This is a genomic window from Actinocorallia sp. A-T 12471 (genome assembly GCF_033875155.1).
Lineage (GTDB): Bacteria > Actinomycetota > Actinomycetes > Streptosporangiales > Streptosporangiaceae > Actinocorallia.
In genome coordinates, this window is the sequence record NZ_JAWZTE010000002.1 from 557,939 (window position 1) to 577,770 (window position 19,832).

General features: G+C 74.2%; 18 protein-coding genes. 11 read left to right on the forward strand and 7 right to left on the reverse strand.

The window, feature by feature from the left end; genetic code table 11:
• Window positions 1-9 precede the first annotated feature (9 nt).
• The 9 genes from R9X44_RS07625 (at window position 10) to R9X44_RS07665 (ending at window position 10,132) form a co-directional block, all read left to right on the forward strand.
• Window positions 10-612 carry an urea carboxylase-associated family protein gene (locus R9X44_RS07625; protein ID WP_319813281.1) on the forward strand — a complete coding sequence of 201 codons (603 nt, stop codon included), beginning with the start codon at window positions 10-12 and terminating at the stop codon, window positions 610-612.
• Window positions 609-1,655, forward strand: a complete 1,047-nt coding sequence (locus R9X44_RS07630) for a hypothetical protein (RefSeq protein ID WP_319813282.1) — start codon at window positions 609-611, stop codon at window positions 1,653-1,655. The genes R9X44_RS07625 and R9X44_RS07630 overlap by 4 nt, the downstream gene beginning before the upstream one ends.
• Window positions 1,652-3,046: an aldehyde dehydrogenase family protein gene (locus tag R9X44_RS07635; protein ID WP_319813283.1), complete on the forward strand. Its 1,395-nt coding sequence runs from the start codon at window positions 1,652-1,654 to the stop codon at window positions 3,044-3,046. Before R9X44_RS07630 ends, R9X44_RS07635 begins: the two co-directional genes overlap by 4 nt.
• Window positions 3,043-3,786 (forward strand): class II aldolase/adducin family protein, encoded by a 744-nt coding sequence (locus R9X44_RS07640; protein WP_319813284.1) that lies wholly within the window; start codon window positions 3,043-3,045, stop codon window positions 3,784-3,786. The genes R9X44_RS07635 and R9X44_RS07640 overlap by 4 nt, the downstream gene beginning before the upstream one ends.
• Window positions 3,787-3,921: 135 nt before the next feature.
• Entirely contained in the window at window positions 3,922-5,178 is a 1,257-nt protein-coding gene (locus R9X44_RS07645) for an aspartate aminotransferase family protein (RefSeq protein ID WP_319813285.1), read from the forward strand.
• A complete protein-coding gene (locus tag R9X44_RS07650; protein ID WP_319813286.1) occupies window positions 5,175-6,569 on the forward strand; it encodes an amidohydrolase in 1,395 nt (464 codons plus the stop codon). The genes R9X44_RS07645 and R9X44_RS07650 overlap by 4 nt, the downstream gene beginning before the upstream one ends.
• A complete protein-coding gene (locus R9X44_RS07655) occupies window positions 6,566-8,098 on the forward strand; it encodes an NAD(P)/FAD-dependent oxidoreductase (RefSeq protein WP_319813287.1) in 1,533 nt (510 codons plus the stop codon). The genes R9X44_RS07650 and R9X44_RS07655 overlap by 4 nt, the downstream gene beginning before the upstream one ends.
• Window positions 8,099-8,279: 181 nt before the next feature.
• The gene (locus R9X44_RS07660; protein WP_319813288.1) at window positions 8,280-9,230 is read left to right on the forward strand and encodes a methyltransferase; all 951 of its coding nucleotides are present in this window, start codon (window positions 8,280-8,282) and stop codon (window positions 9,228-9,230) included.
• Window positions 9,227-10,132, forward strand: coding sequence for a winged helix-turn-helix domain-containing protein (locus R9X44_RS07665; RefSeq protein WP_319813289.1), 906 nt, complete (start codon window positions 9,227-9,229; stop codon window positions 10,130-10,132). The genes R9X44_RS07660 and R9X44_RS07665 overlap by 4 nt, the downstream gene beginning before the upstream one ends.
• 15 nt (window positions 10,133-10,147) lie before the next feature.
• Here R9X44_RS07665 and R9X44_RS07670 read toward each other — a convergent pair whose 3' ends face one another.
• The gene (locus R9X44_RS07670; protein WP_319813290.1) at window positions 10,148-11,512 is read right to left on the reverse strand and encodes a CoA transferase; all 1,365 of its coding nucleotides are present in this window, start codon (window positions 11,510-11,512) and stop codon (window positions 10,148-10,150) included.
• 166 nt (window positions 11,513-11,678) lie between these two features.
• Here R9X44_RS07670 and R9X44_RS07675 point away from each other — a divergent pair, with 166 nt between their 5' ends.
• A complete protein-coding gene (locus tag R9X44_RS07675) occupies window positions 11,679-12,221 on the forward strand; it encodes a hypothetical protein (protein WP_319813291.1) in 543 nt (180 codons plus the stop codon).
• Here the strand turns inward: R9X44_RS07675 and R9X44_RS07680 are convergent.
• Window positions 12,178-13,074: an EamA family transporter gene (locus R9X44_RS07680; protein ID WP_319813292.1), complete on the reverse strand. Its 897-nt coding sequence runs from the start codon at window positions 13,072-13,074 to the stop codon at window positions 12,178-12,180. The genes R9X44_RS07675 and R9X44_RS07680 overlap by 44 nt on opposite strands.
• 72 nt (window positions 13,075-13,146) lie before the next feature.
• On the opposite strand from R9X44_RS07680, the gene R9X44_RS07685 reads away from it, so the two are divergent.
• The gene (locus R9X44_RS07685) at window positions 13,147-14,088 is read left to right on the forward strand and encodes a LysR family transcriptional regulator (RefSeq protein ID WP_319813293.1); all 942 of its coding nucleotides are present in this window, start codon (window positions 13,147-13,149) and stop codon (window positions 14,086-14,088) included.
• Here R9X44_RS07685 and R9X44_RS07690 read toward each other — a convergent pair.
• The 5 genes from R9X44_RS07690 to R9X44_RS07710 all read right to left on the reverse strand — a co-directional run bounded on the left by R9X44_RS07690 (window position 14,028) and on the right by R9X44_RS07710 (window position 19,814).
• Complete coding sequence (locus R9X44_RS07690) at window positions 14,028-15,203, reverse strand: MFS transporter (RefSeq protein ID WP_319813294.1); 1,176 nt, start codon at window positions 15,201-15,203, stop codon at window positions 14,028-14,030. The genes R9X44_RS07685 and R9X44_RS07690 overlap by 61 nt on opposite strands.
• Before the next feature lie 387 nt (window positions 15,204-15,590).
• On the reverse strand, window positions 15,591-16,961 hold the full coding sequence (locus R9X44_RS07695) for an FAD-dependent oxidoreductase (protein WP_319813295.1): 1,371 nt from the start codon (window positions 16,959-16,961) through the stop codon (window positions 15,591-15,593).
• Window positions 16,958-17,755, reverse strand: a complete 798-nt coding sequence (locus R9X44_RS07700; RefSeq protein ID WP_319813296.1) for an aspartate/glutamate racemase family protein — start codon at window positions 17,753-17,755, stop codon at window positions 16,958-16,960. Before R9X44_RS07700 ends, R9X44_RS07695 begins: the two co-directional genes overlap by 4 nt.
• On the reverse strand, window positions 17,755-19,206 hold the full coding sequence (locus R9X44_RS07705) for an FAD-dependent oxidoreductase (RefSeq protein ID WP_319813297.1): 1,452 nt from the start codon (window positions 19,204-19,206) through the stop codon (window positions 17,755-17,757). Before R9X44_RS07705 ends, R9X44_RS07700 begins: the two co-directional genes overlap by 1 nt.
• Before the next feature lie 8 nt (window positions 19,207-19,214).
• A complete protein-coding gene (locus tag R9X44_RS07710; protein WP_319813298.1) occupies window positions 19,215-19,814 on the reverse strand; it encodes an isochorismatase family cysteine hydrolase in 600 nt (199 codons plus the stop codon).
• Window positions 19,815-19,832: the final 18 nt, after the last annotated feature.

The window sequence follows — 19,832 nt, forward strand, 5'->3', positions numbered from 1 at the left end:
ACACGTCACATGACCGTCTCCGAAGTGGTGATCCCGGCGAAGGAGGGGCGCGGCGTGCGCGTCGCCGCCGGGCAGCTCCTCGACCTCGTGGACCTCGAAGGGTCGCAGGTGGCCGACCTCGTCGCCTATGACGCCGCCGACCCCGCCGAGTACCTGTCGCCCGCGCACACCGCCGCGGTGAACACGTCGGTGCTGCTGAAGACAGGGCAGAGCCTTTACTCCAACCATCGCAACCCGCTGCTGACCATCCTGCGCGACGACGTGGGGCGGCACGACATCGTCGTGCCGTGCTGCGACCGGGAGCGGTACGAGTACTCCTACGGGGTGAAGGACCACCGCAGCTGCCTGGACAACCTGCTCCAGGCGCGCGACCTGCTCGGACTTGATCTTGAGGTGCGCGGGGAGAACGCCTGGAATGTCTTTATGCACAACAGCGTGACGGCTGACGGCGAGGTCGTCACCGATCCGGCGCTGCACCCGGCCGGGTCGACCATCACGCTGCGCGCCGAGCGCGACCTTTTTGTCCTGGTCTCGGCCTGCCCGCAGGATCTGAGCCCGTGCAACAACTGGGACCCGACCTCGATGAAGCTCGTCGTCAGGGAGGGCGCGTGAACGCCGCGGCGCTGAGCCGGGAGGCGCGCTTCCCCGTCTCCGCGCGCAAGATCCGCGCGCCGTTCGTCCTTGACCCTTCGCTGTGCCTGTACTCGCCGCAAGAGAACCTCGAGTCTTTGCGGCATCCGCGCATCGCCGCCTGGATCGACTTCGTGCGGGACGTCTGGACGCCGACCCCTGTGCCCGGAGCCGACGCGGGAAGGGTCGCGGTGCTGCTTCCGTGCACGAAGTACAAGCCGTATGTCACGAGCCGGGAGCACCGGGGGATCAACGCTGCCCTGCGCGCGGCGGGGTGGGTCCCTTCGGGCGGCGAGATCCCCGACGGGCTCACCGCGTGCCTTGCCGAGGGCGAGGACCCGTCCCTGCTCGACGTGTCCCCGCTCGTGCGTGACGGCTGGGTCCTTGACCGCTTCGTCGTCAGCGAGCCCTTGGGGATCGTCCCCTACGAGCTGTCCTGCCACTGGCGTGGGGAGCAGAGCCCGGCGACTTCCTACGACGACCCCGGCCTGTTCGAGTCCCGGGGCACTTCGGTGTCCCCGTACCGGGACGACTCCACGGCGACGCCCGGCGCGAACGGCACGTGGAAGTGGGGTCCGGCAGAACGCGAGGCGTATGCCGACATGCACAACGCCCTCGTTGACGTGCTCGCCGCAGCCCTCGGAAGGCTCGCGCCGCACTACGCGGGCATAGCCGCGTGGGTGTCTCCCGGGCTCACCCACATCAGCTTCCTCGCCGACGCAAGCAGGCGCAAAGCCGACGGGCTGCCTTCCGCGCGCAAGGGCCTGACCGGGCCGAAGCCGCTCAGGGGCGTCCTCGACGTGCTGCCCGGCGCGCTCGACCTGATGCCGACGCGCGCCCAGCTCACCGCCGCGACGGCCGCGCTCACCGAACGGCTCGCCGCCGAGGGCCGCCCGGCCGGACCCGGCTCGGTGCGCTCGGTCTTCGCCCGTGGCGACGGCCGCGACACGCCCCTCGCCCTGCCCGAGACCCTCGCCCATCTGACGGCGTGGATCGACGCGGCGGTCGCGGAGGGCGGGTCATGAGCGCCGAGCTGCCCGAAGCCCCCGAATCCGTCATGCCGGACGCGGTGCCCGGGATCGTCGCCGCCGCGCGGGCCGCGTTCCCCGGGTGGCGCGACGCCGCCCCGCACGCCCGCGCCGACGTGCTGCGCCGCGCCGCCGACCTCGTGCGCGAACGGCTGGAAGACCTCGCGATCCTGCACGCCCGCGAGTCGGGGAAGGTCATCGCGCAGGCGCGCGGCGAGGTGCGCGGCGCGGCACGGCTGCTCGAGGTCAACGCGGAGCTCGGCCGCACCTGGGCGGGCACGCTCGCGCCCACCGGGGCGCTGCCGGGCGGGGAACGCGACCTGACCCTCGTGGAGCGGGTGCCGGTCGGCGTCGTCGTCGCGGTGATCCCGTTCAACTTCCCGGTCGAGCTGACCGTCGAGAAGGCGGCGGCCGCGCTGGCGACCGGCAACGTCGTCATCGTGAAGCCGCCGCCGCAGAACCCCAGGGCCACGGCCGCCGTCTGCGCGATCCTGCGCGAGGCGGGGGTGCCGGAAGGGGTGCTGCAGGTGGTGCCCGGCGGGACCGAGGTCTCGGCGGCGCTGTGCGCGGCCCCCGGGGTCGCGGCCGTCTCGCTGACCGGGTCGGTCAGCGCGGGCGTCGCGGTCGCGCGGGCCACCGCGCACCTGCTGCGGCCGCTGCACCTCGAGCTCGGCGGCAACGGCGCGGCGATCGTGCTGCCCGACGCCGACCTCGACCTCGTCGTCGCCGAGACGCTGCGCGGACGGCTCCTGATGAACGGCCAGGCGTGCGCGGCGACCAAGCGGATCATCGCGCACCGCTCGGTCGCGGGCGAGCTCACAGGGCGGCTTGAGGCCGCGCTGGCCGAGGTCGTGCCCACCGACCCGCTGAAGGAGGACGCGAGGCTCGGCCACCTCATCGACGCGGCGGCGGCGGGCCGCGTCGCCGCGCAGGTCGGCGGGATCGTCGCCGACGGAGGACGGCTCGTCCTGGGCCGCGCGGAGGCCGACGGGCCGTGGTTCGCGCCCGCGCTGCTCGCCGACGTGCCCGCCGACGCCGCCGTCGCGGTGGACGACGAGATCTTCGGGCCAGTCTTCCCGGTGATCCCGGTCGACTCCGACGAGCAGGCGGCCGCTGTCGCGGACGCAAGCGCGCTAAGGCTCACCGCAGGGGTGTTCTCCCGCGACCTGCCGCGCGCGATCGCGCTCGCGCAGCGCCTCGACTTCGGCGGGGTCGTGGTCAACGGCACGGGCAACTACCGGCCGCCGGTCGTGCCGTTCGGCGGCGTCGAACTCGCGGGGGCGGGCCGTGAGGGCGACGGGTACACGATCGAGGAGATGACGCGGACGCGCTTCCTCGCGCTGCGCGGCCTGCGTCCCGCGGCCGTTCCCCTCCCGGAGGGATCATGACCGCCGCGATCCGGGCTGAGGTCGCCGCCGCCGCGCAGGCCGCCGCGCGCGCCGGGCTCGTCGAGGCGTTCGGCCATGTGTCCGCGCGGCTGCCGGACGGCGGCGCGGCCATCACCGCGACGCTGCCGATGGACACGGCGCGGGCCGAGGACGTCATCGTGCTCGACGCGGCGGGCCGTGCCATCGCCGGGGCCGTCGGGGACGTCCCGCTGGAGATCTGGCTCCACCTCGCGATCTACGCGGCGCGCCCCGACGTCGGCGCGATCTGCCGTGGCCACCCGCCCGCCGCCGTCCGCTGGGGCACGGGCGACGCCGAACTCCCTGCCCTGCACGGCCTCGGCCTCATGGCCGGCCGCCGAGTCCCGGTCCACGACTCCGTAGCCCTCGTTTCCACCCCGGAGCGCGGCGCGGCGGCGGCACGCGCCCTCGGCTCCGAAGCCTCCCTGCTGCTGCGCGGAAACGGCGCCCTGGCCGTCGGCGCGGACCCCCTGGAAGCCGCGACCCGCCTCTACGCCCTCGAGGACCGCGCCCGCGTGGCCCTCTCCCCCGGCCCCGCCTCCCGCCCGGTCCCCGCCCCCGACTGGGACGCCCGACTAACCGACAGCCCCATCGAACTGACCCGCGCCCGCCGCTGGTTCACCCACCACTACACCCCACCCCCCACCCCACCCACCGCCCCGGCCACCGGGTCGGCCAGCGCTTCCCCGTTCGGGTCGACCGCCGGGGAGGCCCAGGCGTAGCGCCGCCGCGCGCCGGGATCGGGCGCACCAGCAGGCCGCACGGCCGGGTGGGCGGCCTTGGGTGGAGTTGTAACAGGGGCGAGAACGAGTCGTGGGTTGTGAGACGAGTCGCCGTGAGAAGTGAAGGAGAGAACGATGCTGAACAATCTTGTGCCTTCGGCGACGATGACCGATGAGGAGCTTGAGTCGTATCGGGACAGGTTCGCGGCGCGGCTGTCGCAGACGGTTCCGGGACGCAAGGAGCTCGTCGTGTCGGCGGCCGAGGGGTGCACGCTGCGCGCCGCCGACGGCAAGGTCTACCTCGACATGACGTCCGGGATCGCGGTCGCCAACGTCGGGCACACCCGGCGCGAGGTCGTGGAGGCCGTGCAGGCCCAGATGACCCGGTACGCGCACGTCAACGTCTACGGGCGGTTCGTGGTCCCCGAGCAGGTCGAGATCGCCGAGCGGCTCGTGCGGGCCGTCGGCGGCGAGCTCGACACCGTCTACCTGACGTCGTCGGGCGCGGAGTCCACCGAGTGCGCGCTGAAGCTCGCGCGCAAGCACACCGGACGGCCCAAGTTCGTCGCGATGGAGCGCGCCTACCACGGCCGCACCTTCGGCGCGCTGTCGGTCAGCTGGCGCGAGCAGTGGCGCACCCCGTTCGAACCGCTGCTGCCCGAGGTCGAGTTCGTCCCGTTCGACGACCTCGAAGCGGCCGCGGCCGCGATCGACGAGCGGACCGCCGCCGTCATCGTCGAGCCGATCCAGGGCGAGGGCGGCATCCGGGTCCCGTCCGACGGGTTCCTGCCCGGCCTGCGCGAGCTGTGCGACCGTGCGGGCGCGCTCCTCATCTGCGACGAGGTGCAGGGCGGCATGGGACGGGCCGGGGCCTGGTTCTCCCACCAGCTGTGGGACGTCAAGCCCGACATCGTCACCTGCGCCAAGGCCGTCGGCGGCGGGCTGCCGCTCGGGGCCGTGCTCGCCCGCGCCGACGTCTTCGCGACGTTCCTCGAACCCGCGCTCAGCCACCTCACCACCATGGGCGGCAACCCGGTCGCCTGCGCGGCGGGCATCGCCGCCTTCGACGTGATCGAACGCGAAGGACTCGTCGCGAGGTCCGCCGAGCTCGGCGACTACCTGCGCGACAGGCTCGACTCGGTGCGCGGTCAGTTCCCCGACCTGCTCACCGAGATCCGGGGACGCGGCCTGTGGTGCGCGTTCGAGGTGAGCGTGCCCGCCCAGCGGGTGGCGGTCGCGATGCAGGAGCGCGGCGTCCTCGTCGGCTCGGTCCTCAACTCCGAGGGCACGGTCCGGGTGACGCCCCCGCTGGTGATCACCCCGGCCGAGATCGACGTGTTCGTCGGGGTGCTCCGCGCGGTCCTGCGCGACATCGCGGAGGAGGCCGCGTGAGCAGCCTTCCAGTGCGCGAGGAGACCCTTGTCCGTGCCGCGTGGGTGCTGACTGTCGGTCCTCTCGGCGACATCGAGGACGGCGCGGTCCACGTGCGGGACGGCGCGATCGTCGCGGTCGGCCCGTACCGTGAGCTGCGCGCGCAGCTGCCCGGCCTGCCCGTCGAGGGCGACGGCACGGGCCTGCTCGTCCCCGGCTTCGTCAACACGCACACGCACCTGTCGGAGGCGCTGGCGACCGGCATGGGGTCGGAGCTCACCCTGTTCGAGTGGGGTGAGCGGATCGTCGGCCCCCTCGGCTCGGCGCTCACCGCCGAGGACGCGCGCGAGGGCACGCGGCTGCGCGCCGTGGAGATGCTCCTTTCCGGGGTGACCACGGTCAACGACATGTTCGTGCACTGCAACCCCGAGGAGGCGGCGAGCGTAGGCGTCGTCGCCGGACTCGCGGAATCAGGGCTGCGCGGCGTCGTCTCCTTCGGCGCTGAGGACGCGGCAGTACCCGGCGCGGACCCCTGGGCCGACGTGGCCCGGGTCATGGCCGAGCAGACCGCGCTGGCCGAGGCCGCGGCCGCCGCCGAACTCGTCTCCTTCCGGTACGGCGTCGGCACCCTGCTCGGGCAGAGCGACGCGCTGCTCGAGGCGGGCGCGGACGCCTGCCGCGCGCACGGCTGGGCCGTGCACACCCATCTCGCCGAGGTGCGCGAGGAACTCGTGGCGGCGGCCCAGCGCTGGGGCCGCCGCACGATCCCGCACGCGCTGTCCCTCGGCATGTTCGACCGGCCGCTCATCGCCGGGCACGGCGTGTGGGTGACCGAGGCCGACGTCGAGATCCTCGCCGCGCACGACGTCGCCATCGCGCACAACCCCGTGGCGAACATGATCCTCGGCTCCGGGGTGTGCCCGGTGCCCAGGCTGCGCGCGGCGGGGATCGCCGTCGGCATCGGCACCGACGGAGCGGCCTCCAACGACGGCCAGGACATGCTCCAGGCCGTCAAGATGGCCGCGCTGCTCCAGAAGGTGAACGCGCTCGACCCGTCGGTGATCGACGCCCCGACCGTGCTGCGGATGGCCACGCTCGACGGAGCGCGCGCGCTCGGCCTCAACCACCTGGTCGGATCCCTCGAGGCGGGCAAACGCGCCGACCTCGTGCTGCTGCAGGACTCCGTCTGCGTGTCGGTGCTGCACGACCCGTGCGGCCAGCTGGTGTACGGGGCCTCGCCCCGGGCCGTGCGCGCGGTGTGGGTGGACGGCCGCAGGGTCGTCGCCGACCACGCGTGCGCCACCGTGGACGAGGCCGAGCAGATCGCGCGCTCGCGCGCCCTCGCCGCACGGCTCGCCGCCGCGTCCGGGCTGCGCGCGAGCGGTTTCTCCCGGTTGGGGGGCGGCGCGTGAGGACGCTGGTGATCGGCGGCGGGCACAACGGCCTTGTCGCCGGGGTCCATCTCGCGCGCGCGGGCGTGGACGTGACGGTGCTCGAGGCCGCCGACACCCCCGGCGGCTGCGTGTGGACCCAGACGCTGCCGGACGGCTCGGTGATCGAGCGCGGCGCGGTGGACCACGGCGGGATCGCCGAGGTCGCCGCCGAACTCGGGCTCGCCGGGTTCGGCCTCCAGTACGCCGAGCGCGACCGGCTCAGCGCAATGCGCTTCGGCGACGGGCGCAGCAGGGCGTTCGAGGTGTCGGCCGAGCGGACCGCGCAAAGCCTCGGCGCGGACGGACCCGCCTACCTCGACCTCGCCCGCAAGGCCGCCGCGTTCTTCGGCGTGCTCGACTCCTTCGCCAGGCCGCCCACACCGACCGAGCTCGCGGCCGCGCTGCACCGCGTGCCGGGCGGCGACGCGACGTTCCGGATGCTGCTCTCCCCCGCCGAGGCGGTGCTCGAGCGCACGCTGACCGACCCGCACACCCGCGCGGCCCTCGCGCTGCACGCCGCGCACGCGCAGATCCCGCCCTGGGCCGCGGGGTCCGGCATGTTCGCGCTGCTGCTGCCCGGCTCGCACGGCGCGCCCGCGATCCGTCCCGTCGGCGGCTCGGGCGCGCTTGTCGACGCGCTCGTCGCCGCCCTCGGTGCGGCGGGCGGCGGCCTGCGGACCGGCGCGAAGGCCGCCTCCCTCACCCGGACGCCGGCCGGCTTCACGCTCACCCTCGCCGACGGCGAACAACTCACCGCCGACCGTGTGGTGTCCACGCTCGACGTGCGGCGGACCGTCGCGCTGCTGACCGATCCGCCCGAGGCACTGCGCACCGCCGCCGCCCAGGCCGTCTCCGGCAGGCTGAACGTGTGCGAGCTGACGGTCTCGGTGACCGGCGTCGCCCTTCCCGACGACGTCGGCGGCCCGACCGGCCCGGTCTGCTTCGTCCAGGACGGCCTCGACGACCTGCGCCGCGGCTTCGGCGACGTGCTCGCCGGTCGACTGCCCGCATCGCCCTGGGCGATGGTCGCGGGCGGCGGCACCGGCGTTTGGCTGTCCTCGGTCGTGCCGCTGCGCCGCGCCGACGGCCCCTGGACGCCCGAGCTGGAGCACGCCGCCGCCCTGCGCGTGCTCACCACTGCGGACCGGATTCTCGGCACCGACCTCGCGCGCGGCGACGTCACCGTGACCGGCCCCGCGAGCTGGGCCGCCCGGCTGCACGGCGACGGAAACCCCAACCACCTCGACCTCGGCGTCGACCAGCTGCTCGGCTGGCGGCCGCCCGGGATCGCCGCGCCCGGGACACCGCTGCCCGGCCTCTATCTGGCGGGCTCCGGCGTGCATCCCGGCGGCGGCCTGTCGGGCGTCTCCGGCCGTGCTGCGGCACGCGCGCTGCTCGCCGACGACGGGCGCGCCCCGCGCACGGGTGTGTGGACGCGGGCCCGCGACGAGGTCGCCGCGCTGTGGGCGGGCCTGCGCGCCTACCGGGCGACGCGCGGGACGCCCTGACCGGCACCCGCGCCGCAGGCCGCGCCGCAGCGCCCCGCACAGCGCGACGACAACACCGGCACCCCTGCCGAAACCCCTGATGAGCCGACGGTTCACCGTTCTCCCCTTCCTCGACCGACCCGGACTTTCCCGGACCCGATCGAGGCTACCGAGGGGGTCTGACAGAACACCGGGAGTGAAGATGAGAACGACTTTCGACGTGATCGACGCGCTGACCGGCTACCAGCCGGCGGCGGCGATCGCCGCGGCCTGCCGGGTCGGGCTGTTCGACGTGCTCGGCCCCGGCCCGCGCACACCGGACGAGGTCGCGGCCGCCGCGGGCCTCGCACCGAAGCCGACCGCCGCGCTCCTCGCCGCCCTCACCGCGCTGGGCCTGCTGGCGGACGGCAACGTGCCGACCCCGCTCGCGCGGCGGCTCGCGTCCGACGGCGACCTCGCGCCCCTCGTGCGCAAGGAGGCGTTCTTCGCCTCGGTCTGGACGGATCTCGACCCCACGCTGCGCACCGGTCTGCCCCGGCTCGCCCCCTGGAAGGAGCGGCTGCGTACCGAACCCGAAGTAGCGCGCGACTTCCTCGCGGCCTTGGCGGTGCTCGCCCGGGAGACCGGACCCGATCTGACCGTTCTGCCGGAGTTCGCGCCGGGCCGCCGTGTCCTCGACGTCGGCGGGGCGCTGGGTTCCTACGCGGTGCCGCTCGCCGGTGCGGGCGCGCACGTCACGCTCGTGGATCTGCCCGAGGTCGCCGTGTGGGCGCGGGCGACGGTCCCCGACACGGTCGAGGTGCGCGAGGCCGACGTGCTGGCCGTCCCCGCGTGCGGCGTCGAGCCCGGCTCGGCGGACACCGTCCTGCTGTCGCACCTGCTGCACGACCTCACCGACGAGCAGTGCGCGACTGTCCTCGCCGAGGCGCGGAAGGCGCTCGCGCCGGGCGGCTCGGTGGTGGTGATCGAGATTCCCGGAGACGCCCCCGGACCCCTCGGACCGCTGTTCGACCTGATGATGCAGATCGAGACGCCGGGAAGAGCCAGAAAAGCTGTGGAACTTGCTGATCTGCTTGTCTCGTCCGGGCTGCGGGGGGTTCGCGAAGCGGCCTATCCTCGTCCCGTCGTGGTCCTGATCGGGGAGTCTGATTGAGCACCGGCCTGCTGACGCTGAACGACGTCCACCGCATCCTCCGCGACCGCATCGGGGCGGGCGTCTACACCGTCGGCTCCCGGCTTCCCTCCTGCCGCGCCCTCGCCGCCGAGCTCGGCACCAACCCCTCGACGGTCGACCGCGCGCTGCACCGGCTCGCGGGTGACGGGTTCGTACGGACGAGCCCGAGGCAGGGCAGCGTCGTCACCGCCGCGCCGGAGAGCACCGCGCTGTCGGCCGAGCGGTTCGACCGCGACCTGCGCGGCCTCGTCATGCGCGCCCAGTCGGCGGGGCTCCCGGCCGGGGACATCCAGCGGATGATCGCCGACGCGCTCGCCTCGCTGCGGCCCGCCCCGCGCGTGGCGTTCGTGGAGTGCAACCAGCGCGACCTGGAACGGATGTGCGCGCTGGTCGAGCGGACCTCGGGCATCGCCGTCGAACCCGTGCTGCTGGCCGACGCGGCGGGCCGCCGCCTCGACGCCGAGTACGACGCGATCGCGACGCCGATCTTCCACCTGCGCGACCTCGAAGGGCTGGTCGACTCCTTCGACACGGTCATCGAGATCAACGCGATGCCCGCGCCGCCGCTGCTGCGCCGCCTCGCCACGCTCCCGTCGCGGCTGCGGGTCGTCGTCGCCGCGCCGACCGCGCGCGGCATCGACCGGATGGCCGCGCTCGTCGGCCAGTACACCCCGACCCCTCCCGAACGGCTCCTGCTCGGCTCCGACGACGTCTCCCGCGTCGCGGGGGCGGTCCTGGTCCGCAACAACGCGAGCGACCTGCCCGCCGAGGCGGCCTCCCTGGCCGCCGAGGTCCTCACCATCGAGTGGGACTTCGACAACGACTTCGCCCGCACCTTCCCCGCCCGCGTCAACGCCGTCGTCCACCGCCTGCCGAACTGACCCCCGCGCGCTTGGTCAAAGCCAGGTCGGAGTGGCGGTGGACCAGGGGGCCGGGGAGGGGTGGGTGGAGGGGCCGTGGGCGTAGGTGAACGCGGGGAGGGGCGTGGTGAGGGGGCCCGAGGCGAGGGGGAAGGTCTGGGTGGTGGGCGGGGGCTGGGTCGCGGGGGTGGTGGGTTGGGCCGGGTGGGCGAGGAGTTCCAGGGCCAGGCGGGCCAGGGAGAGGGAGACGTGGGCGGTGCGGGAGCGGGTGAGGGATGTGGTGAGGGCGGCGGCGAGGAGGTGGCCCGCGGCGTGGTCGAGGGCCTGGGCGGGGAGGGCGCCGGGGGTGACGCCGTCGGGGCTTTCGATGAGCGCGATGCCGGAGACCGCCTGGACGATGCTGTCGAAGCCGCGACGGCCCGCCCACGGGCCCGTGTCGCCCCAGGCGCTGACGGTCCCGACGACGAGGCCGGGGAAGCGGTCGAGGAGGTCGTCGGGGGCGAGGCCGTAGGGGGCGAGCGCGCCGGGGCGGTAGCCGGTGACGACGGCGTCAGCGCGCTTGAGGAGGTCGTCAAGGGCGGCGCGGCCGGCGCGGGAGCGCAGGTCGAGCAGGGCGCTGCGCTTGCCGTGGCCGGTGTCGAGGTGCTGCCAGGGGAACTCGGGCAGGTGCGGGGAGTCGAGCCGCAGAACGTCGGCCCCGGCGAACGCGAGGTCGCGGGTCGCGACGGGGCCCGCGATCACCCGCGTCAGGTCGAGCACGCGGACGCCGGACAAGGGGAGGCCGCCGTCGCCCCGCCAAGGCCGGGGCGGGCCTTCGGCGCGGATACGCGCGCGCACGAGCGGGGTGCCCGCGAGCGCGCGGGCGTGCGGGTGCTCACGCCACTCCTGCGCGCTGCGTACGGCGAACACGATCGCGCCCGCTTCCGCAGCCTTGTCTTCTAGTTCCTTCGCGCCGCGCTCGGCGATCAGCCTTGCGACGTCGTCCTTGGCGGCCGTGTCTGACGCGCCGAGGAGGGCGCGCAGGGCGCGTCCGTGGTGGGGGTAGTTCGCGTGCGTGCGTACCCAACCGTCGGCCGTCTTGAAGAAGCCGGAGAGGGGCGACCAGACATCGGGGCGCTCGCCGTCCACCCGCAGGTGCCGTTCGCTCTGGAACGAGGTGGCGACGCGGACGCCGTCGAGCGCGACGGGCTCCGGGCCGCCGGTTCCGGCGCGGTCGGCCGCCGCGAGGTTCAGGGCGAGTGCGCTCAGCGCGACGCTGTCGCAGGCCAGTTCGCCGACCGCGAGCCGCGACGGCAGATACGGCGAGGGGTCCGGCCGCCCGACCGCCTCCAGCAGCTCCTCGGCGAGCCCCAGCTCAAGCCAGGCCCTCCGCCCGAACCGTCCGACTCCCGATGCCAGCATGGCCGCGCCTCTCTTCCTCCGGAGGACCCCGTCCGCCGAGTCTCCTCCGGTAAGCGAGTCAAGTACCGTCCGGCCCCCTTGTCACCGGCCAATACGGGTCTGTGGCCTGCTCCGCCGGGCCGGAAAACCGGATGACGGAGACGGGCCCGCGTCCTACCGTCGAAGGATGGACGTCACCTTCCGCCGCACGGGCGAGCGCAGATACGCGGTGCTCGCCGAACCGCGAGGGTTCCCCGCGCAGGAGATGGACCCCGCTCCCGGCTACGACGAGCACCTCCCCCATGACGTGATCCACTACCTCGTGGAAGCCGAGCTGGGGCTTACGGGCGGCCTGTACGGGCGGATCGCACGGGGTGGAGGGGAACTCCCCAAAGCCGTCCGGGAGGGCGACGACCCGAAGGCGCACCGCCGCGCGGTGCGCAGGCAGAAGCGCAAGCAGGCGTCGCTCAAGGTCGAGGACCACAAGGGCGCGGGCGACATGGGCCTGTCGGAGGACCTGGCGGCCGCCGTCGACCTCGCCTGGCGGCGGATGCACGGCGCGCGGCGGCCCGAGTGGGTCCCGCCAAGGCCCGCCGACCCGGAGATCGACGCGCTGGTGCGGCGGGTGATGCCCGCCGTCGAGGCGTTCGCGGAGCGGTGGCGGAAGCTGCCCGTGGGCGGCTCGCTCACCTTCCGGTGGCCGTCGACCCGGCCGGAAGGCCAGGACTGACCCGGACCGGCCGTCCGACGAGGAAGAGGCCGAACAGCACGACGGCGGCGGCCGTCGCGACGGCGGGGGTGACGGGTTCGCCGAGGACGACCGCCGCCGCGCCGAGCCCGAAGACCGGGACGAGCAGCCCATAGGGCGCGACCTTCGCCACCCCGTGCTCGGCCAGCAGACGGTTCCACACGCCGAAGCCGAGGAGCGTCGACGCGTAGGAGATGAAGGCCACCGCGAGCAGAGCCGTCCAAGACAGGTGGGTGAGCGCGCGCACGGTGGCGGCGAGGCCGTCCTGGGCTCCTGCGATGGCGAGCAGGGGCAGCGGAGGGACGAGGCTCGAGTACGCGAGCAGCGACAGCGGGCGGCGTTCGCCGCTGAGCCGCACCACGATGTTGGCGCACGCCCAGGCCAGCGCCGCGCCGACGGTCAGCAGGAGGCCCGCGAGCGGCGCGTGCTCGCCCCTGCCGAGCGCGAGCAGCGCGATCCCGCCCGACGCGACCGCGACGCCCGCCGCCTGCGCCGACCTGACCCGCTCGCCGAGCGCGAGCGCGGCGAGCGCCACCGAGAACAGCGCCTGGGCCTGGATGACCAGGGAGGCGAGCCCGGCGGGCATGCCGTGCGCCATCGCGGTGAACAGCAGGCCGAACTTCACGACGCCCAGCGCGAGCCCGTAGGCGACGACGTGCCTGAGCCTTGAGGTGGGCCGGGGCACGAGGAAGACGAGCGGGACCGCGCAGGCGAGGAAGCGCAGGGCGGTGAGGACGAGCGGGGGGACCTCGCGCAGGCCGAGGTCGATGACGACGAAGTTGACGCCCCAGATCGCGGCGACCGCGACGGCGAGGGCCCGATGACGTGATGGCACCCGTCAAGCCTGACCGCGACCGACTCTTCAGGACAAGTTCAGCTTTCTTCACCGACTATGTAGCATCGCTTCATGGAACTTGACGCCCGACGCCTGCGCGTCCTGCACACGGTCGCGGTCCGGGGCGGGGTGACCGCCGCCGCCGAGACCCTGTGCGTGTCGCCGTCGGCGGTGAGCCAGCAGCTCGCCCTGCTCGAGCGCGAGGCGGGCTGTGACCTCGTCGAGCGGGTGGGGCGCGGGATCGCGCTGACGCCCGCGGGGCAGGCGCTCGCCCTTGCCGCCGAGGAGGTGGCCCGTGCCCTTGACCGCGCGGAGGCCGCCGTGGCGGCGGCACGCAAGGGGATCAGCGGAACCGTCCGGGTGGGCGCGTTTCCGAGTGCGGCACGTGCCTTGGTCGGACCTGCCGTGACGCGTACGCTGCGCCGTCACCCCGGCCTTGACGTGCGCGTCAACGAGGGCGAGGACGTCAGGACCCTGGGCGATCTGCGGCTCGCCGCCCTCGACGTCGTCATCGCGCAGGAGTACGACCACGTGCCCGTGGACTTCCCTTCGGGACTGTCCAGGAGGGCCGTCCTTCGGGACCCCCTGCACCTGTGCGTACCGGCGTCGGGGGCGTATGCGAAGGCGTCGTCACTGGAGGAGCTGCGTGACGCGCCGTGGATAGCGGCCGCTCCCGGGACGCCGTGCGGGGACTCCACGCGGCAGGCGTGCCATGACGTCGGCTTCTCCCCCGACGTACGGCACACCGTCATGGACTTCGGCCTCGCGCTCGACCTCGTCGCCGAAGGGCTCGGCGTCGCGCTCATCCCCGAGCTCGGCCTGCGCGACATGCCCGACGGCGTCGTGACCGCGCGCACCGCGCAGGCGCGCACGATCTACGCGCTCACCAGGGCGCCCGGCGTGGGGCCGGTCCGTCCGGCTGTCGCGGCGTTCCTCGCCGAGCTCGCCGGGGATCAGTTGTCGGCGGGCGCTGAGGCGTCCACGGGGAGGGTCCGCGAAGACAGCGACGCGTAGCCGAGGGCGAGAGCCGTCGCGTACAGGACCCCGGCGACGCCCAGGCCCGCCGCTAGGGCCCCGGCCGCCGAGGGGATGATGATCTGGCCCGTGCGGTTGCCGAGCAGGCGCAGGGCCATCGCCCTGCCGCGCAGGCCGGGCGGTGACGCCTCGGCGAGCCACGACATGGTGAGCGGCTGCCCGATGCCCAGGCCGAACCCCGCGACGGCCATGACGGCGAGGAGCGCGGCGAGCGGCAGGTCGAACGGGAGGACCGCCATGGCGAGCCCGGAGGCCGCGGTGCTGGTGGTGAGCAGCCTGCGACGGCCGAGGCGGGCCGCCATCCTGCCGAGGAAGAACCGGGAGCCCATGGACGCCAGCCCCCGGACGGTCAGGAGCAGCCCCACGGTCCCGGACGCGAGGCCGCGTTCCGCGCCGAGCGCGGGCAGGTAGGCGAGGGTGATGTCGACGGCGGCGATCACTATGCAGCTCGTCGTGAGGGCCCGTACGAGGCCGGGAAGGCGGACCAGTTCCCGGAACCCGCCTTCGTCGCCTGTCTTGGCGGCCGACGCCGTCCGGCGGGTGTCGGGAAGGGCGAACGACAGGACGACGAGCAGGGCGGCCGCGCCGACGCAGGCGGTGAAGATGCGGTCGGTGTGCGGGATCTGCTGGTCGCCGCCGAACAGCAGGATCAGGGTGGGCCCGAGGGACTGTCCGAGGGAGGCGGCGAACGTGTAGTGCCCGAAAGCCGTGTCGTAGCCTCCGCGCGCGGAGGTGTTCGCCACAAGCGCCTGCTGTCCTACGACGCAGCCGAGGTGGCCGACGCCGAGCAGGACGCTGCCGCAGAGCAGCCCGGCGAGGCCGTCGCCGAGGAAGGTGAACACGAGGGCCGCCGCGGCGACGCAGGCCGCGCCCGCGAGCACGATCCGCCGCTCCCCGATCCGGTCGGTGAGCTGGCCGACGGGCAGCGCGAGCACCAGCGGCGCGAAAGCGAAGCTCGCCGCCAGGACGCCGAGCGCGGCGGCCGGTACGTCGAGTTCAAGCGCGCGGTACGACATCGTCGGCCGCAGCACGAACGTGACGAGCTGGATCAGCACCGCGTGCCCGAGCAGCACAGGCCCCCCGCGCAAACCCACCCGAACTCCCCCGCCCCCCACATCTCCGACACCCCGCATCATCCCCCACCACCTGCCCGAACACCCCACCACCCCCACCCAATCCCCAGCCCCGCACCCTCCCGCAGCCACACGCTCCCAACGGGACCCCGCCCGCCCCGGTGTCGGGGGCGGGCGGGGTCACGGCAGCCGCGCGATTCCCCTACGGGACCACGCCCGACCGGGCGACGGGGGCGAGAGGGCACGGCGGCCAGGTGGTTCCCAGAGGGACCGCACCGACCGGGTCGCGGGGCGGGTGGGTCGTGGTGGCCGCGTGGTTCCCAACGGGGTCGCGCCTGCCCGGGTCGCGGGGGAAAGGTCGTGGCGGCCGCGTGGTTCCCTGCGGGTCGTGCGTGCGGGGGTGGGGGGTTAGGGGGTTAGGTGGGTGGCGATTTGCCAGGCTAGGCCGAGGGCGGCGAGGAGGCCGTTGCCGGACATGTAGCCGTCGGAGGTGGGGCCCGAGATGCCTGAGGCGGAGCCGCCGCCGGCGTAGAGGCCGGGGATGGGGGCGCCTGAGGTGTGCAGGACGCGGCCCGTGGGGTCGGTCTCCAGGCCGCCCTGGGTGGTGAGGATGCCGCTGGTGATGCGGGCGGCGTACAGGGGCGGCTTGAGCGGGCCGTGGTCGGTGTCGGCGTCCGGGGCGTCCTGGGCCGCGCCGGGCTCGCGGGAGACCGCGTGGAAGGCCGTCAGGGTCGCCGACAGGGCGTCCAGCGGGAGCGCGAGGTCGACGGCGAGGGCTTCGGCGCTCGGATAGCGCCGGAAGGCTCCCGCCGCGTCCGATTCGCGCATGAGTTCCGAGCGCATCGCGAGCGCGTGCATCCGCTCGTCCCAGATCAGCACGGCCCGGTGGTCGGGCCGTGCCGCGATGAGGCGGCCGAGCTTGGAGTACCCCTGGGCGCGCTCGTCGGCGAAGCGGCGGCCGTCGGTGCCGACCAGCAGCGCGCCGAGGAACGGCAGCACCGGGTTGAGGCGGGTTCCGTGCCCGACGACCACCATGCCGTGCCCGAGATATCCGGACATATTGCGGGTCCGCGCGCCCAGCGCGACGCCCCAGCCGATCGCGTCGCCGGTGCTCGTGCTGACGCCGCCGTAGAAGGCGTCGGCGGCGTCCGGGCAGTGCGCGGCGACCATCGCGGCGTTGCCCGCGAACCCGTCGGCGGCCAGCACGACGGCCCGAGCCCCGACGCGTACGGACCGCCCGTTCTCCCGGACGACGACGCCGGTCACCGCGCCGCCCTCGGCGATCAGCCCTTCGCCCGGCGTGTTGTCGAGGAACGCGATGTTCGAGGCGTTCTCCACCGCTTTGCGCATCGTCCTGATCAGCAGCGCTCCCCCGGCCCGTCCCCGGTCGGCGTGCAGGCGCGGCACGGACTGCCCCGCCCTGGCCATGTCGAGGCCGAGTTCGAGCGGGTGCCCGAGCTCGTCGGCGAGCCACTCGACGTACTGCGGCGCGGCCGCGCAGACCGCGTGGACGAGCGGGGCGGCCTCGGCGTCCCCGCTCGCGGCGAGGATGTCGGCGGCGTGCCGCTCCGGCGAGTCCTCGATCCCCGCCGCGCGCTGGAAGCGCGTTCCCCCTGCGGCGAGGCTGCCGCTGGAGATCTGGGTGTTGCAGCCGTCGCGGGTGCTCTTCTCGAAGACCGCGACGGTCACGCCGGGCGCGCGGGCGGTGCGCAGCGCGGCCATCAGCCCGCACGCGCCGCCGCCGACGACCGCCACGTCGACGGTGTAGTCGAAGCTCATTCCGCGCCGCCGTAGTAGAACGCGCGCGCGGCGGCGAGGAGCTCGGCGTCGGGCCGGGTGAAGTACAGGCCGGTGCGCGGCGGATAAAGGCCGGAGCGGCGGTGAAAGACCGCGCGGGTCTCGGCCAGGGCGAGCCCGGTGCCGAGCGAGTCGATGACGGGCACGTCGTCCACCCGGGAGATCCCCTGGTCGGCGAGGAACACGTTCAGCGGCCCCTCGCCGGGCACGATGACGTTCGCGCCAAGCCGGATCGCCTCGCGCGCGGCCCGCTCGAACGCCGCGACGAGCGGGCCTGGGTCGGCGTACGCGCCCATGACGTCGGTGAACCCCGCCTCGACCTGGACGATCGGCCCGACGACGTCGCCGAACCCGTACGCCTGCATGTTCCGCCTGAGCTGCGGCTCGAGCTCGCCGATGAAGTTGACGATCCCGACCCGCGACCCGACGGTCGCCGCGAACGCCACAGACGCGTTCCCGAACGCCACGACCGGGATGTCCACCAGCGTCCGGATCTCCTCGTAGCCGGTGTCGGGGATCGTCGCGATGAAGAACGCGTCGTACCCTTCGGCCTCCGCCCTGAGCGCCGCCTTGACGAACTGCTCACGGTGCAGGTTCGTCAGGTAGAGGTGCCCGATGTGGACGCCCGGATACGAACCCGGGTAGGTGCCCGCCGCCATGCCGTGCAGCTCGACCGTCGTACCGGGCCGCGCGGCGCCCTTGAGGTGGCGGCTCAGGGCGTCCCGGTAGTGGGGGACGTCGTCCAGGACGGTGAAACTCTGGTGCCAGATCCGCATCACGCGCCTCCCGCCGCGCCCCGGCCCGCGATCCGCCCGTAGACGGCTCCGCGCAGCACCGAGGTCGATCCCGTGTAGTTCGTGTAGTAGAGGCCGGTGAGTTCTCCCGCCGCGTACAGGCCGGGAAGGGGGCGGCCGTCGTTGTCCAGGACTCGTGCCGCGTCGTCGGTCTTGAGGCCGCCGAAGGTGAAGACGTTGGAGGCGATCACCGGATAGGCGGTGTAGGGCCCCTTGTCGAGGGGTCGGGCCCAGTTCGACTTCGGAGGGGTGAGCCCGGAGGTGGCGAGCCCGTCGAGCTCCAAAGGCAGGTACTCGCCTTGGCCGCATGACGCGTTGAACTCCGCGACGGTCGCGGCGAGCGCCTCGGCGGGGATCTCCAGCTTGGCGGCGAGGCCGTCGAGGGTGGGCGCGGTGATCGGCGGCTGGTCGGTGCGGATCGCGGCCGAGAGGTTCGGCACCTCCGACGCGCCAGCGTCGAAGATCGCGTAGGCGACGCCGTCGGTCTGCGCGTGGACGCGCCGCGCGATCCGCTCGTACCAGGCGTCGATCGGGCCGGGGGCCTCGTCGGTGAAGCGCCGTCCTTCGGCGTTGACGAGGATGCCGTACGGGAACGCGAAGATAGCGGCTTCCGCGACGCCCGAGCGCGGATCCACAGGCTCGGCGTGGAAGAGCGCGAAGTCCCCGGCCGTGGCGGCTCCGGCGTCGAGCGCCATGAGCAGGCCCTCGCCCTTGTTGTAGTGGCCGCCGCGCGCCACGGGACGGGTGTGCCGCCCCCCGCGCCCGTGGTAGCGGCCCATCAGCTCCGCGTTGCCCTCGTACCCGCCGCACGCGAGCACGACGGCCCCGCGCGTCTCCCCGCGCGAGGTGGCGACGCCGACGACCGACCCGCCCTCCAGCAGCAGGGCGCGCGCGGTGGTCTCGTAGTGGAAGTCCACGCCGAGCTGCACCGCCGCGTCCGTCAGCGCCTCGACCAGCGCGAGCCCGCCGCCGACGGGCATGAGCCTCGTGGTGGAGGTGGTGAGGAACGGGGTGGCGAGATGGGCGAACCGGACACCGTGCCCCTCGATCCAGCGCAGGGTCGGGCCCGCGTTCTCCGCGAGCGTCGCGACGTACTGCTGGTCCGCGACGCTGAGCGCGCGCAGGGGCGCGGACCAGGTGCCCGGGTCCTTCAGCGACTCCACCAGCAGAGCCGGGTCGGGGTGGCCCATGAAGTCGCCGAGGAGCCGCTCCTCGAAGTCGTCGGCGACCGCGTCGATCGAGCGCATCCGGAGGAACGCCTCGGTGTGCCGGGTGTTGCCGCCCGCGTCGGCGCGCGGCGCGCGCTCCACGACGGTGACGGCCGCGCCCACCTCGGCCGCTGAGACCGCCGCGGTGAGCCCGGCGACCCCCGACCCCACGACGACCACGCGCGCCCGGTTCTGTGTCTGTGCCTGTGTCTGTGCCTGTGTCATCGCGGCCCTCACAGTTCGGCGATGAACTCGGCGGACGCGCGGACCGCGGCGAACATCGGCAGGATCTTGGTGACGGCGACGTCGTGCAGCGCCGGGTCGAAGGACGCGCACAGATCCTCGAGGACGGTCACCGCGAGGCCGCTGTCGACGGCGTGCCGCGCGGTGGACTCCACCACGAGGTTGGTGGCGACGCCGCCGAGCACGACGTGCCGGACGCCCGCGCCGAGCAGCATCTCCAGCAGCGGGGTACCGACGAACGCGCCGACCCCGCCCTTGTCCACGACCGGCTCGTGCGGCAGCGGCGCAAGCGCGCTGACGATGCGGGCCCCCGGCGCGTCCCTCAGCATCGCCCTTTCACGCGGATACACGTCGAACCGTGCGGACCGGTTGGTACGGAGTTCGTACGAGGGGTCGAACGCGAGCCGTACGTGTACGACGTACAGTCCGGCGTCACGCGCGGCCGCGAGGGTCTTCTCTGCGGCGGCGAGTACGCCGCGCCGCTCTACCTGTTCCACGAGCGGCGGCATCCGCATGTGCTCGCCGCACTCGCAGAGGGCGGTCTGGTAGTCCAGCATCAGCAGGGCGGTACGCCCAGGGTTCTCGGTCATGGGGTTCTCCTTGTGGGT

Coding starts and splice junctions, on each gene's coding strand:
- R9X44_RS07625 (WP_319813281.1), top strand. CDS start 10: ATGACCGTCTCCGAAGTGGTGATCCCGGCGAAGGAGGGGCGCGGCGTG.
- R9X44_RS07635 (WP_319813283.1), top strand. CDS start 1,652: ATGAGCGCCGAGCTGCCCGAAGCCCCCGAATCCGTCATGCCGGACGCG.
- R9X44_RS07640 (WP_319813284.1), top strand. CDS start 3,043: ATGACCGCCGCGATCCGGGCTGAGGTCGCCGCCGCCGCGCAGGCCGCC.
- R9X44_RS07645 (WP_319813285.1), top strand. CDS start 3,922: ATGCTGAACAATCTTGTGCCTTCGGCGACGATGACCGATGAGGAGCTT.
- R9X44_RS07660 (WP_319813288.1), top strand. CDS start 8,280: ATGAGAACGACTTTCGACGTGATCGACGCGCTGACCGGCTACCAGCCG.
- R9X44_RS07670 (WP_319813290.1), bottom strand. CDS start 11,512: ATGCTGGCATCGGGAGTCGGACGGTTCGGGCGGAGGGCCTGGCTTGAG.
- R9X44_RS07675 (WP_319813291.1), top strand. CDS start 11,679: ATGGACGTCACCTTCCGCCGCACGGGCGAGCGCAGATACGCGGTGCTC.
- R9X44_RS07685 (WP_319813293.1), top strand. CDS start 13,147: ATGGAACTTGACGCCCGACGCCTGCGCGTCCTGCACACGGTCGCGGTC.
- R9X44_RS07695 (WP_319813295.1), bottom strand. CDS start 16,961: ATGAGCTTCGACTACACCGTCGACGTGGCGGTCGTCGGCGGCGGCGCG.
- R9X44_RS07700 (WP_319813296.1), bottom strand. CDS start 17,755: ATGCGGATCTGGCACCAGAGTTTCACCGTCCTGGACGACGTCCCCCAC.
- R9X44_RS07705 (WP_319813297.1), bottom strand. CDS start 19,206: ATGACACAGGCACAGACACAGGCACAGACACAGAACCGGGCGCGCGTG.
- R9X44_RS07710 (WP_319813298.1), bottom strand. CDS start 19,814: ATGACCGAGAACCCTGGGCGTACCGCCCTGCTGATGCTGGACTACCAG.